The 12860-nt window shown below is 36.9% G+C and carries 14 protein-coding genes and 2 other annotated features; of the genes, 13 read left to right on the top strand and 1 reads right to left on the bottom strand.

The window, feature by feature from the left end; genetic code table 11:
* Window positions 1–3 precede the first annotated feature (3 nt).
* The 8 genes from mutM to dnaI all read left to right on the top strand — a co-directional run bounded on the left by mutM (window position 4) and on the right by dnaI (window position 7384).
* Window positions 4–834, top strand: a complete 831-nt coding sequence (gene mutM, locus ACUL40_RS15185; protein ID WP_001114478.1) for a DNA-formamidopyrimidine glycosylase — start codon at window positions 4–6, stop codon at window positions 832–834.
* Between the two features lie 72 nt (window positions 835–906).
* Complete coding sequence (ytaF, locus tag ACUL40_RS15180) at window positions 907–1539, top strand: sporulation membrane protein YtaF (protein ID WP_000281747.1); 633 nt, start codon at window positions 907–909, stop codon at window positions 1537–1539.
* A gap of 51 nt (window positions 1540–1590) precedes the next feature.
* Window positions 1591–2193: a dephospho-CoA kinase gene (gene coaE, locus ACUL40_RS15175; protein ID WP_000219314.1), complete on the top strand. Its 603-nt coding sequence runs from the start codon at window positions 1591–1593 to the stop codon at window positions 2191–2193.
* A 109-nt stretch (window positions 2194–2302) separates the two neighbouring features.
* Window positions 2303–3331 carry a glyceraldehyde-3-phosphate dehydrogenase gene (locus tag ACUL40_RS15170; protein WP_000198974.1) on the top strand — a complete coding sequence of 343 codons (1029 nt, stop codon included), beginning with the start codon at window positions 2303–2305 and terminating at the stop codon, window positions 3329–3331.
* A gap of 390 nt (window positions 3332–3721) precedes the next feature.
* Complete coding sequence (speD, locus tag ACUL40_RS15165; protein WP_002003660.1) at window positions 3722–4105, top strand: adenosylmethionine decarboxylase; 384 nt, start codon at window positions 3722–3724, stop codon at window positions 4103–4105.
* A gap of 283 nt (window positions 4106–4388) precedes the next feature.
* Entirely contained in the window at window positions 4389–4850 is a 462-nt protein-coding gene (gene nrdR / locus ACUL40_RS15160) for a transcriptional regulator NrdR (RefSeq protein ID WP_001203687.1), read from the top strand.
* A gap of 152 nt (window positions 4851–5002) precedes the next feature.
* Window positions 5003–6412, top strand: coding sequence for a replication initiation and membrane attachment family protein (locus ACUL40_RS15155; RefSeq protein WP_065381896.1), 1410 nt, complete (start codon window positions 5003–5005; stop codon window positions 6410–6412).
* Between the two features lie 33 nt (window positions 6413–6445).
* The gene (dnaI, locus tag ACUL40_RS15150; protein ID WP_000400104.1) at window positions 6446–7384 is read left to right on the top strand and encodes a primosomal protein DnaI; all 939 of its coding nucleotides are present in this window, start codon (window positions 6446–6448) and stop codon (window positions 7382–7384) included.
* Window positions 7385–7415: 31 nt separating this feature from the next.
* Here the strand turns inward: dnaI and ACUL40_RS15145 are convergent, their stop codons facing one another.
* Window positions 7416–7613, bottom strand: coding sequence for a DUF4177 domain-containing protein (locus ACUL40_RS15145; protein ID WP_000464456.1), 198 nt, complete (start codon window positions 7611–7613; stop codon window positions 7416–7418).
* A 234-nt stretch (window positions 7614–7847) separates the two neighbouring features.
* Here ACUL40_RS15145 and ytxC point away from each other — a divergent pair, with 234 nt between their 5' ends.
* The 5 genes from ytxC to rplT all read left to right on the top strand — a co-directional run bounded on the left by ytxC (window position 7848) and on the right by rplT (window position 12488).
* Window positions 7848–8729 (top strand): putative sporulation protein YtxC, encoded by an 882-nt coding sequence (gene ytxC / locus ACUL40_RS15140; protein WP_000569629.1) that lies wholly within the window; start codon window positions 7848–7850, stop codon window positions 8727–8729.
* Between the two features lie 31 nt (window positions 8730–8760).
* Window positions 8761–8989 (top strand) — a binding site (T-box leader).
* Between the two features lie 47 nt (window positions 8990–9036).
* Window positions 9037–10974, top strand: coding sequence for a threonine--tRNA ligase (thrS, locus tag ACUL40_RS15135; protein ID WP_000786083.1), 1938 nt, complete (start codon window positions 9037–9039; stop codon window positions 10972–10974).
* A gap of 210 nt (window positions 10975–11184) precedes the next feature.
* Window positions 11185–11305: a sequence feature (ribosomal protein L20 leader region), on the top strand.
* A 63-nt stretch (window positions 11306–11368) separates the two neighbouring features.
* Entirely contained in the window at window positions 11369–11872 is a 504-nt protein-coding gene (infC, locus tag ACUL40_RS15130; RefSeq protein WP_000973215.1) for a translation initiation factor IF-3, read from the top strand.
* A 21-nt stretch (window positions 11873–11893) separates the two neighbouring features.
* Window positions 11894–12094 carry a 50S ribosomal protein L35 gene (gene rpmI / locus ACUL40_RS15125; RefSeq protein WP_001125945.1) on the top strand — a complete coding sequence of 67 codons (201 nt, stop codon included), beginning with the start codon at window positions 11894–11896 and terminating at the stop codon, window positions 12092–12094.
* Window positions 12095–12131: 37 nt separating this feature from the next.
* Window positions 12132–12488: a 50S ribosomal protein L20 gene (gene rplT / locus ACUL40_RS15120; protein WP_001138362.1), complete on the top strand. Its 357-nt coding sequence runs from the start codon at window positions 12132–12134 to the stop codon at window positions 12486–12488.
* Window positions 12489–12860: the final 372 nt, after the last annotated feature.

Genomic DNA, 12860 nt, shown 5'->3' with positions numbered 1-12860 from the left:
GAAATGCCTGAATTACCAGAGGTTGAAAACGTCAGACGGACACTTGAAAATCTTGTAACAGGAAAAACGATTGAAGATGTTATTGTTACTTATCCAAAAATAGTGAAACGACCGGATGATGCAGAAATCTTTAAAGAAATGCTAAAAGGCGAGAAGATTGAAAATATAAAGCGAAGAGGAAAGTTTTTGCTTTTATATGTAACGAATTATGTCATTGTTTCACATTTGCGTATGGAAGGTAAGTTTTTATTACATCAAGAGGATGAGCCGATTGATAAACATACGCACGTCCGTTTCTTATTTACAGATGGAACGGAATTACATTATAAAGATGTGAGAAAGTTTGGTACGATGCATCTCTTTAAGAAAGGTGAAGAAATGAACCAAATGCCTCTTGCTGACTTAGGTCCGGAGCCATTTGATGCTGAAATGACACCGCAGTATTTACAAGAAAGATTACAAAAGACAAATCGTAAAATAAAAGTTGTGCTACTGGACCAGCGTCTTTTAGTAGGGCTTGGAAATATATATGTAGATGAAGTTTTATTCCGTTCTCAAATCCATCCAGAACGAGAAGCTTCGTCTTTAACAGTAGAAGAAATTGAGCGAATTTATGAGGCTACCGTTACAACGCTAGGCGAAGCAGTAAAGCGTGGCGGAAGTACAATTCGGACGTATATCAACTCACAAGGGCAAATTGGTTCGTTCCAAGAACTCCTAAATGTATATGGGAAAAAAGGAGAGCCGTGCGTAACTTGTGGTACGATATTAGAAAAAACAGTTGTTGGCGGGCGAGGAACGCATTACTGCCCAATTTGTCAGCCTAGAATATAGAAAAGAGATAACATCGGATAGGCATTTGTCATATACATACAGCAGAGCTATGTATAAGGGAGGAGCTTACCGATGTACCTTTATTTATCTCTTATTTTATTAGCTTTTACATTAAGCTTAGATAGCTGTAGTGTAGGGCTAACATATGGTTTAAGAAGCGTAAGAATTCCACTAAGATCAATTATAATTATCGGAATGTGTTCAGCGGCTGTTATGCTTGTTTCAATGGGAATTGGACATATGATCGCGAAAGTATTTTCACCTGTTATCGCAACGCGTATCGGTGGGCTTGTTCTTATTGGAATAGGGATTTGGGTATTATATCAATTTTTTCGAAGTGAGAGAAAAGAAGAACCGAAGCAAGAGGAGAAGGTCTGGAAATTAGAGATTGCCTCGCTAGGCCTAGTGATTCAAATTTTACGGAAACCGACTGTTGCAGATTTTGATAAATCAGGCACCATTTCTGCAGGAGAAGCATTACTTCTTGGTATAGCTCTTTCTGTAGATTCATTTGGTGCCGGAATTGGTGCATCTTTATTAGGGTATGCACCCGCTATGATGGCGATATTAGTTGCAGTTATGAGTTCTTTGTTTTTATTTATTGGAATGAAACTTGGAACGGTTTTATCAAATATGAAGTGGTTACAAAAATTTACATTCCTGCCTGGAGTATTACTCATCATTATTGGAATTTGGAAAATGTAAGTATGGGCGTGGAACATTAGTTTCGCGCCTTTTATTATGAGGAGGATTATTATGACAGTAGTAATTGGATTAACGGGAGGCATTGCAAGCGGAAAAAGTACAGTGTCTCAAATGTTTCGTGAACTGAGCATACCAGTTATTGATGCAGATATTATCGCAAGAGAAGTTGTAGAGCGAGGAAAACCAGCATATAACAAAATAGTAGAAGTATTTGGAACGGAAGTGTTACAAGAGGATGGAGAACTAGATCGTCCAAAACTAGGAAGTGTCGTTTTCTATAATGAAGAAAAACGATTGCAGTTAAATAAAATTGTTCATCCTGCAGTGCGTGAGGAAATGAATAGGCAAAAGGAAATGTACATAAAAGAAGGTATGCAAGCGGTTGTGTTAGATATTCCTCTCTTATTTGAAAGCAAATTAACAAGTCTCGTTGACCGCATTTTAGTTGTAGCGGTTAAGCCGCATACGCAATTAGAACGTTTAATGAAACGAAATAACTTTTTAGAAGAAGAAGCAACAGCTCGTATTCAATCTCAAATGCCGTTAGAAGAAAAAGTGAAAAATGCAGATGAAGTGATAAATAATGATGGCACAATTATGGGAACGAAAACACAATTGCAGGTAATTTTAAAAAAGTGGAACATTATTGACTAAAAAATTGTGAAATTAATGAAAATGCTTAGTGACATATCCCCTTTTTGTGTTATACTATTATTGGGATTGGAGATAAATAGTATAACGCATTCAAGGGGGATAACATATTATGACTCGTGTGGCAATTAATGGATTTGGACGTATTGGGAGAATGGTATTTCGTCAAGCAATAAAAGAAAGCGCATTCGAAATTGTAGCAATCAATGCAAGCTATCCATCTGAAACGTTAGCACACTTAATTAAATATGATACAGTTCATGGCAAGTTTGACGGAACAGTAGAAGCATTTGAAGATCACTTATTAGTTGATGGAAAAATGATTCGCCTTTTAAACAACCGCGATCCAAAGGAATTGCCTTGGACAGATTTAGGTGTTGAAGTTGTAATTGAAGCAACTGGTAAATTTAATTCGAAAGAAAAAGCAATTCTTCACGTTGAAGCTGGAGCGAAAAAAGTTATTTTAACAGCGCCTGGTAAAAATGAAGATGTAACAATTGTAGTTGGTGTGAACGAAGACCAATTAGATATTACAAAACATACTGTTATTTCAAATGCATCTTGTACAACAAATTGTTTAGCGCCTGTTGTGAAGGTGTTAGATGAGCAGTTTGGAATTGAAAACGGTTTAATGACGACAGTTCACGCTTATACAAATGACCAAAAAAATATTGATAACCCACATAAAGATTTAAGAAGAGCACGTGCTTGCGGACAATCAATCATTCCGACAACGACAGGTGCTGCGAAAGCGCTAGCAAAAGTTCTTCCACATTTAAACGGAAAACTTCATGGTATGGCACTTCGTGTACCAACACCAAACGTGTCTCTTGTTGATTTAGTAGTAGATGTAAAACGCGATGTGACAGTTGAAGCTATTAACGATGCATTCAAAACTGTTGCAAACGGTGCGTTAAAAGGTATTGTAGAATTCAGCGAAGAGCCTTTAGTATCTATCGACTTTAATACAAATACACACTCAGCTATTATCGATGGTTTATCTACAATGGTAATGGGTGATCGTAAAGTGAAAGTACTTGCTTGGTATGATAACGAGTGGGGCTACTCTCGTCGTGTTGTAGATCTTGTAACGTTAGTTGTTGAAGAGTTAGCGAAACAAGAAAATGTGCAACACATTTAAGTGAATAAGGGAGGAGAGGGCAAGGCGATATTTGCCCTCTTTTTTTAATTTTTTCTGAAAAGGAAAAAAATTATATAAGTATATTTTAAAAAGTGGACATACCACGAAACGTTGTGATTACTGCATTTGTGAATCGTTTATTTTTTTTAGGGAAAAGTAAAGAGGAAAATATGACAGAAAATCGAAAAAACTGTTGTTGCAAAATGAAAATAAACAAAGTATACTAACACTCGTAAACTTAAGAGCTGAGGTACGTAGTCACTACTTAAAGGGTTAGGACCTCTCTGGACTAACTTTCCCCCGTGGTAGTGGAGCAAGCCAAATTGCAAATTAGTTTTCAATTCGAACAGTTAGAATAAATTTACAAGGGGGAACTGTAGAATGGATACTATGGATACGATGGGTCGTCACGTGATCGCTGAACTTTGGGATTGCGATTTCGACAAGCTTAATGACATGCCGTATATTGAACAATTATTTGTGGATGCAGCACTAAGAGCTGGTGCTGAAGTGCGTGAGGTTGCTTTCCATAAATTTGCACCACAAGGTGTAAGTGGAGTAGTAATTATCTCAGAATCACATTTAACAATTCATAGCTTTCCGGAGCACGGTTACGCAAGTATTGATGTTTATACTTGTGGGGATCGTATTGATCCAAATGTTGCTGCAGAATATATTGCAGAAGGTTTAAACGCGAAAACGCGTGAGAGCATCGAGCTTCCTCGAGGCACTGGTAGCTTCGAAATTAAGCAGAGAGAAACAAAAGCTCTTTAAAAAAGAACATAATTGATTTAAAATGTAAAGAGGTGTATAATGCACCTCTTTTTTAGTTTATAAAAAAGGGAAAATATAACGTACTCGTTAGTTGAATAAATTGGACTCTTGCAAATGAGGTAGTGCCCTATATACCATCTTATTTTTAAGGATGAGATGATAAAGTGATGCGCTGGAACTTAAAGTGGTAAGAGAGTTAGAATGAGTTATATAATATTGTATATATATTTTAGGTGAAGTGAGTAGAGAAAAATAAAGAGTATAGTGTAAAGGAGTGAATGAATTGCGTTGTCCATCCTGTTCTCATAATGGTACAAGAGTGTTAGATTCGCGTCCGGTAGACGAGGGGCGCTCTATTCGAAGAAGGAGAGAGTGTGAAAGCTGCTTAAGTCGCTTTACGACCTTTGAAAGGGTAGAAGAGTCACCTCTTATCGTTGTAAAAAAAGAAGGCACACGAGAAGAGTTTAATAAAGAAAAGATTTTACGCGGTTTAATTAAAGCGTGTGAAAAAAGACCAGTATCTTTAAGACAATTAGAAGAAGTAACACAAAGCGTGGAACGTGAACTGCGTAATTTAGGTATATCAGAAGTGAAAAGTGATATGATTGGTGAAATTGTTATGGAAGAACTTCGCGATATTGATGATGTTGCTTACGTACGTTTTGCTTCTGTATATCGTCAATTTAAAGATTTAAATGTATTTATTGAAGAATTAAAAGATATACTGCAAAAAGAAAGAGAGTAGAAGTTGTATTTTATTCTCTTTACATACCGTAAGTAATAGGATAAGAGAGCTAGAAGCGCAAGCTAATAGCTCTTTTTCACTAAGAATTTATATAATGAAGATAGAAAGAATGAAGTAGAGGATAGATTGGATGAGAGAAAGGAAAAGCAAGAATGGAAAAACAGTCATGGATGGAGCTATTGCCGATTGATCGTTATAAAGTAAGTGCGAAAGGACTACTGCACAATTACGACCGAAAAGTGTTAACGATGTTGTATCAGCCGTTAATAGGTAGTAGAGCTTTTAGCTTATACATGACACTATGGGGAGAGCTTGAGCAAGATCGTGTATTTGGAAAAGAGAATACGCATCATTCCCTTATGGTGACTATGCAAATGCAACTTCCTGAAGTATATGAGGAACGAGTAAAGTTAGAGGCAATTGGGCTTTTGAAGGTATATATTAAGAAAGAAAAAGATATTCGAATGTTCATATATGAGTTGCAACCACCTTTATCTCCGAAGCAGTTTTTTGATGATATTGTTTTAAGTATCTTTTTATACAATCGATTGAGCAGGACAAAATATAATCAAGTAAAGCAATATTTCTTAGAAGAAGAATTTGATTTTGCTTCTTATGAAAATGTTACGCGTTCTTTCAATGATGTGTTTGGTTCGTTTAATCCAGGACAACTTGAGCATGCGCAAGAAGACCTTCGTATTCCAAAAACGACAACTATGCCAAGTAACGAGAAGGGAGACGCTCCGAAAGTTTGGAATGATTTCTTTGATTTCTCTTTATTTGTAGATGGATTGTCCGCTCTTGTTCCTAAAAAGGCGATTACAGATCAAGTGAGAGACTGCGTTATAACACTTGCTTACGTGTATGGTGTAGATGTGTTATCGATGCAAAATATCGTTCTTGGTGCAGTGACAGAGATGCAAACAATTGATATGGAAAGGCTTAGAAAAGGAGCGCGCGATTGGTATCAATTTGAAAATGGTCAAGCATTACCGGTATTAAGTGAAAGAGTACAGCCTCATGTTGCACGTACGATGAAAGAGAAAGAGCCTTCATCCCAAGAGGAGATGTTAATAAAGCAGCTAGAGGAAATCTCACCAAAACAACTATTGAAAGAGATTTCTGGTGGTGCAGAGGCAACGAAAGCGGACTTGCAGATCGTTGAAGATGTCATGATTAATCAAAAATTGACACCAGGAGTTGTGAATGTACTTATTTATTACGTTATGCTACGCTCAGATATGAAACTTGCGAAAACGTATGTCGAGAAGATTGCTGGGCATTGGGCACGTAAAAAGGTCGGTACAGTAGCGGACGCGATGGCGTTAGCGAAAGAAGAGAACCGTCAATATCAAGAGTGGGCTGAGACGAAGAAAAAAGGCCGTACGGCGAAGAAAACGGTGCGGAAAGAAATGGTGCCAGATTGGCTTAAGGAAGAAGAGCCGAAAGAACAAGAGAAAGAAACAGTGAAGAAAGATGTAAGTGTAGAAAAAGATGCAAGTACGCTAGAAGATGAACGAAAACGACTAGAAGAAGTGTTAAAAAAATATAAGCGTGATTAATAGAAGAGAATGAACGCTCTTTGAGGTGAGAAAATGGAGCATATTCAAAATTCATTTGCAAAATTAATGGAAAATGAAAACTTTAAAAATAGATATGAAGTATTAAAGGCAGAAGTAATGGCGCATCCGCGTGTGAAAGAATTTATAGATGAACATAAGGGTGAAGTAACGACTTCTATGATTGAGCGCAGTCTTGTGAAGTTATATGAATATATTGGACAAAGTGTAGGTTGCGTGGATTGTCCGGATTTAGGCTCATGTAAAAATATGCTACAAGGGTACGAGCCAAAGCTTGTTATTCAAGGGAAGATGATTGATATTCAATACGATCGCTGCGTTAGAAAAGTAGCGCATGACGAGAGAAAGAAATATGAAAAACTTGTTCAAAGTGTATATATGCCAACGGATATTTTACAGGCAACTATGGAAAACTTAGATCCTTCTGATTTAAATGCACGTATCGATGCGATTGGTGCAGCGAATGAATTTTTAAGTACATATGAACCAGGTAAAAAAGCACAAGGTTTATATTTGTACGGTAAATTTGGTGTAGGAAAAACGTATTTGTTAGGAGCAATAGCGAACGAGCTTGCTCGAAAGAAAATAAGTTCGATGCTCGTATACTTCCCGGAATTTTTACGTGAAATTAAAAGTTCAATTCAAGATAATTCGATTGGTGAGAAGATTGATGCGGTTAAACGCGTACAAGTTTTAATGTTAGATGATATCGGGGCAGAAGCGATGTCAAGCTTTGTCCGTGACGATGTACTCGGTGCAATCTTACAATTCCGTATGTTAGAAAACTTACCGACGTTCTTTACGTCTAATTTTGATTTTAAACAACTGGAACACCATTTAACGTATACGCAGCGTGGCGAGGCTGAAGAAATGAAGGCAGCACGTATTATGGAACGAATTAAATATTTAGCGAAACCAATTCCGATTGGTGGGAAAAACCGTCGTCATAAGTAAAAGAGCAAGCTGAGAAGCTTGCTCTTTTGTATTATAGTGATATTTTCTTTTCAAATATGAGGTCGAAATATTCAGGTTGTCCAGAACTGCCAAACGTAGGGGCAACAATCTGTACGAACCTCCAGCCATCTCTAGCATGTTCTTGAATAATTTCTTGGTAGTCTTCAGCTGGTTTTGAGCGAGTGAACCCCCAATGTAATTCGACTTTTACGAATTTATATTCAAACATTCAGATACCCCCTTTTATTGATAAGTAAAGTATACAATAAAAATTCATAGTAGCTTGTATCATTTTTTTCTCCCTCCCTTAATATATATAAAATTAGCAAGCCATATTGAGTGGATTTTCTAACGATAGGAAATGTGATTCTACTAAGAGTGAAATTCACGCGGGACGGACTCTTATAGGATTTGTAACGTATAGATACAGTCCTTTAGAGCGGGGATAAAAGGGGGGACAAAAGTGATTGAAATTTGCTTCGAAGAAAAAAATGATGCTATGCACGTATATAGACAATTGCTGAAAAGAGCGGAAGTGTTATATAAGGAAACGAGTGTGTATTTACAGGAACAAAAAGTGGTGATTCACATACCAGTACGTGAATCGAATTATATTGAAAAAATCTTATTGCCAGTAATGGTGTATTTCATTGTGAATGTGAAACAAAATGAGTGGATTTATACGATTTTAAAAGAAAAGTTTTTTTATGAAGAACAAGAAGAGTGTCATCAAATATTGCACATGGCACATGAGATTTTAAAGGGAAGAAGAAAAGGTGTAGCTCAGGATTTAACGCGTAACGCATTTGAGTCATATATTAAGTCTTCTTTAAATAATTGGCTTTGTGATCCGCTCTCATTCTCGTTTTCATCATATATCCGTTTTCGTCTTCGTACATATAGGGAAATGGTGGCTAAACTTGCGGAAGTGGCAATTGATGAATATAAGATGGAGCAAGAATACCAAATGTTCATTGAGACGCTTCGGCAACAAGTAAGTAGCCGTAAATCACGTTTGTCTTGCGTGCATCTTATTTTTGATGAAAGCTTTATCTTTTATGATGATAAAGGTAGACGTTTAAAACAGGAGAAGTTGGTCCAATATATAGATGAGGAATTATTAAAGCAAAATGATGTATATATTGATACGAAAGTAATTGCGCCGCTTCTTTCTATTTCGCCTAAAAAGATTTATTTATATACGAAAGAACAAGACCATAATATGATTATTACTTTGCGAAATGTGTTCCAAGAACGGGTCCAATTACATGGATTACATGATTTTGAGCGCAATGTGAAAAATTTAAAAAATAAAGGTAACGCCCTTGATTTTCTAAGTTTTTGAGCATATAATTACCTACATAAATGAAATATATTGAAATGTCATGATGAGGACATGAGTAGTTTTCTACGATTTTCAGAGAGGGAAGCCTTAGGGTGTGAGCTTCCTAGTACGGGATTATTACTTACCACCTCTAAACTTTAGCAGTGAACGGTTTTTCTAGTAATTGCTAACGGACAACACCGTTATGTTGAACTTGAGCAATTAACAATTATGTTAATTGGAACAAGGGTGGAACCACGAATTCAACACTCGTCCCTTTTTACGGGATGAGTGTTTTTTATTTTGAGAAAAAGAGGAGTGACCAGTGATGGCAGATGTAGTTAAAATTACTTTCCCTGATGGAGCTGTGAAGGAGTTTCCAAAAGGCGTAACAACTGAAGAAATCGCAGCTTCTATTAGCCCAGGCTTAAAGAAAAAAGCTGTAGCTGGAAAATTAAACGATGAGATGATCGATCTTGTTACACCAATCGAAGAAGATGGTGCAGTTTCTATCATTACATTAGATTCTGAAGATGGCCTATATATTTTACGCCATTCAACAGCCCACCTTTTAGCACAAGCGTTAAAACGTTTATATAAAGATGTTAAGGTTGAGCTCGGCATTGGTCCAGTAATTGAAAATGGCTTCTACTACGATATTGATATGGAAGAAGCAATTACAGTTGAAGACTTCAAGAAAATCGAAAAAGAAATGCAAAAAATCGTGAACGAGAACTTAGAAATCGTTCGTCATGAAGTACCACGTGCAGAAGCAATTCGTCGCTTTGAAGAAATCGGCGATGAGTTAAAATTAGATTTAATTAACGATCTTCCAGAAGATGCAGTTATTTCAATCTATGAGCAAGGCGAATTCTTCGACCTTTGTCGTGGTGTTCACCTTCCATCTACAGGGAAAATTAAAGTGTTTAAATTATTAAGCGTTGCAGGTGCTTACTGGCGCGGCGATAGCAATAATAAAATGCTACAACGTATTTACGGTACTGCATTCGTTAAAAAAGCGGAATTAGATGAGCACTTACGTATGCTTGAAGAAGCGAAAGAGCGCGATCACCGTAAATTAGGTAAAGAATTAAAACTATTTACTAATAGCCAAAAAGTAGGACAAGGTTTACCACTTTGGTTACCAAAGGGTGCAACAATTCGTCGTATTATCGAGCGTTATATCGTTGATAAAGAAGCAAGCTTAGGCTATGATCACGTATATACTCCAGTACTAGGAAGCAGAGAGCTTTATGAAACTTCTGGTCACTGGAACCACTACCGTGATGGCATGTTCCCATCAATGGAAATGGATAACGAAGAATTAGTTCTTCGTCCAATGAACTGTCCTCATCATATGATGGTTTATAAAAATGATATTCACAGCTACCGTGAATTACCAATCCGTATTGCGGAACTTGGAACAATGCACCGTTATGAAATGTCAGGTGCGTTATCTGGATTACAACGTGTACGCGGAATGACTTTAAACGATGCGCATATTTTCGTTCGTCCAGATCAAATTAAAGAAGAGTTAAAACGTGTTGTAAACTTAACTCTAGAAGTGTACAAAGATTTCGGTTTAGAGAACTACTCATTCCGTCTATCTTACCGCGACCCAGCAGATACTAAAAAGTATTATGCGGATGATGAGATGTGGGAAAAAGCACAAGGTATGTTAAAAGAAGCTATGGATGAAATGGGTCTTGATTACTATGAAGCTGAAGGTGAAGCGGCATTCTACGGTCCAAAACTTGACGTTCAAGTTCGTACTGCTCTTGGAAAAGACGAAACACTTTCAACTGTACAATTAGACTTCTTGCTTCCAGAACGCTTTGAATTATCATACGTTGGTGAAGACGGTAAACAACATCGTCCAGTTGTAATTCACCGTGGTGTTGTATCAACTATGGAACGTTTTGTAGCCTTCTTAATTGAAGAATACAAAGGTGCATTCCCAACATGGTTAGCTCCAGTTCAAGTACAAGTAATTCCAGTTTCTCCGCAAGTACATTTAGACTATGCGAAGAAAGTACAAGACGAATTGCGTCGTGCTGGTATCCGTGTTGAATTAGACACTCGTGAAGAGAAGATCGGTTACAAAATCCGTGAAGCACAAATGCAAAAAATTCCGTACATGCTTGTAGTAGGTGACAATGAAGTAACTGAAAACGGCGTAAACGTACGTAAATATGGTGAACAAAAATCAGAAACAATCGCATTAGATGCTTTTGTTGACATGATTAAAGTAGAAGGAAAACGATAAGAAAAAGCCGCGGTATACCGCGGCTTTTTTATGTAATATACTTGAGAAAAATTAGAAAAAATAACCATGTAACACTTATCATAAAAAAGTATTGCAAGTATGTTAGTTGTTTGTTACAATATTTCTTGTTGTTAGTAAAACACATCGCGTCTTCTTGACAGACGTCATGTCCTATGATAAACTCATCAAGGATAATAGAATATTGTTTTGTGGAACAAGTAGAAGCACCCGCTTCTCACCTGATGGACGCATTCGCAGTTAACAGGTAAATGTATTTCTTACTTAAGATTTTACAAGTGTGGGTGTCGTATGCCCGCACTTTTTTTGTTCGGGTTCTATGACTACAAAATATGTTCTGAGAAAACCTTGGAGGTGGCTTACTATTAGCAAGGATATGATGATTAACGAGCAAATTCGTGCACGTGAAGTACGTTTAGTTGGCGCAAATGGCGATCAACTTGGAATCAAGTCTCGTAATGACGCTTTAGACTTAGCTGCAAATCTTAATCTTGATTTAGTATTAGTTGCTCCAAATGCGAAACCGCCAGTATGCCGCATTATGGACTACGGTAAATTCCGCTTTGAGCAACAGAAGAAAGAAAAAGAGCAGCGCAAAAATCAAAAAGTAATTAGCATGAAAGAAGTTCGTTTAAGTCCAACAATTGATGAACACGACTTTAACACAAAACTTCGTAATGCTATCAAGTTTTTAGAGAAAGGCGACAAGGTTAAAGCATCAATTCGCTTTAAAGGACGTGCCATTACTCATAAAGAAATCGGTCAACGTGTTTTAGATCGCTTCTCAGAAGCTTGTGCTGAAGTTAGCACAGTTGAATCTAAGCCTAAAATGGAAGGACGCAGTATGTTCTTAGTTTTAGCACCGAAAAACGATAAGTAATAGATAGAGGAGGAAATACCTATGCCTAAACAAAAAACTCATCGCGGCGCTGCAAAGCGTTTCAAAAAGACTGGATCAGGTAAACTGAAACGTTCTCACGCTTACACAAGCCATTTATTCGCTAACAAATCTACAAAAGCTAAACGTAAACTACGTAAAGCTGGTGTAGTAAGCGCTGGTGACTTCAAACGCATTCGTCAAATGCTTGACAACTTAAAATAAGTTCGGCTGATATATAGAACAATTAGGAGGTAATATTATGCCAAGAGTAAAAGGTGGTACAGTTACTCGTCAACGTCGTAAAAAAGTAATTAAATTAGCAAAAGGTTACTACGGTTCAAAAAATACATTATTCAAGGTTGCTAACCAACAGGTTATGAAATCTCTAATGTATGCATTCCGTGACCGCCGTCAAAAGAAACGTGACTTCCGTAAATTATGGATTACACGTATCAACGCAGCAGCTCGTATGAATGGTCTTTCTTACAGCCGCTTAATGCACGGTCTTAAAAATGCTGGCATCGAAGTTAACCGTAAGATGCTTGCTGACTTAGCTGTTCATGACGAAAAAGCTTTCGCTGAATTAGCAACAGTTGCAAAAAACAACATTAACTAATTAATTAGTTGAAACCTTAGAAGAATTTTCTTCTAAGGTTTTTTATTTGTATTCAAATAGAAGTTAGAAGTGAAAGAAATTCTAAAGATTAACGGCTATGTTGTTATCAATATGACAAAATCAATATAAAAGTTATAGCAGTATAGAAGAATATACATATAAAGTCAGGAGAATACTCCTGGCTTTTTTCAATTCTGCTCGTTTGGAAAGAAGAGTATCTTTCCTAGCTGAAACGACACTGCTATAATGGAAAGATGATATGGAACTTTCATCAGATGAACAATTTAAGAGCGATGACTGAAACGTATTTGTAAATTAAGGACAAGCTATTTTATAAAGAGTTAGATAGCTGACTTATTCATAAGAACTGAA

This window comes from Bacillus sp. KNSH39 (genome assembly GCF_052656585.1).
Note: the sequence above shows the minus strand (reverse complement) of the source record. Positions and strands in the feature narration are given on the sequence as shown.

Excerpts from the sequence above, each read along its gene's own strand:
- mutM (WP_001114478.1), top strand. The coding sequence starts at position 4 with ATGCCTGAATTACCAGAGGTTGAAAACGTCAGACGGACACTTGAAAAT.
- ytaF (WP_000281747.1), top strand. The coding sequence starts at position 907 with ATGTACCTTTATTTATCTCTTATTTTATTAGCTTTTACATTAAGCTTA.
- coaE (WP_000219314.1), top strand. The coding sequence starts at position 1,591 with ATGACAGTAGTAATTGGATTAACGGGAGGCATTGCAAGCGGAAAAAGT.
- ACUL40_RS15170 (WP_000198974.1), top strand. The coding sequence starts at position 2,303 with ATGACTCGTGTGGCAATTAATGGATTTGGACGTATTGGGAGAATGGTA.
- speD (WP_002003660.1), top strand. The coding sequence starts at position 3,722 with ATGGATACGATGGGTCGTCACGTGATCGCTGAACTTTGGGATTGCGAT.
- ACUL40_RS15155 (WP_065381896.1), top strand. The coding sequence starts at position 5,003 with ATGGAAAAACAGTCATGGATGGAGCTATTGCCGATTGATCGTTATAAA.
- dnaI (WP_000400104.1), top strand. The coding sequence starts at position 6,446 with ATGGAGCATATTCAAAATTCATTTGCAAAATTAATGGAAAATGAAAAC.
- ACUL40_RS15145 (WP_000464456.1), bottom strand. The coding sequence starts at position 7,613 with ATGTTTGAATATAAATTCGTAAAAGTCGAATTACATTGGGGGTTCACT.
- thrS (WP_000786083.1), top strand. The coding sequence starts at position 9,037 with ATGGCAGATGTAGTTAAAATTACTTTCCCTGATGGAGCTGTGAAGGAG.
- infC (WP_000973215.1), top strand. The coding sequence starts at position 11,369 with ATGATGATTAACGAGCAAATTCGTGCACGTGAAGTACGTTTAGTTGGC.
- rpmI (WP_001125945.1), top strand. The coding sequence starts at position 11,894 with ATGCCTAAACAAAAAACTCATCGCGGCGCTGCAAAGCGTTTCAAAAAG.
- rplT (WP_001138362.1), top strand. The coding sequence starts at position 12,132 with ATGCCAAGAGTAAAAGGTGGTACAGTTACTCGTCAACGTCGTAAAAAA.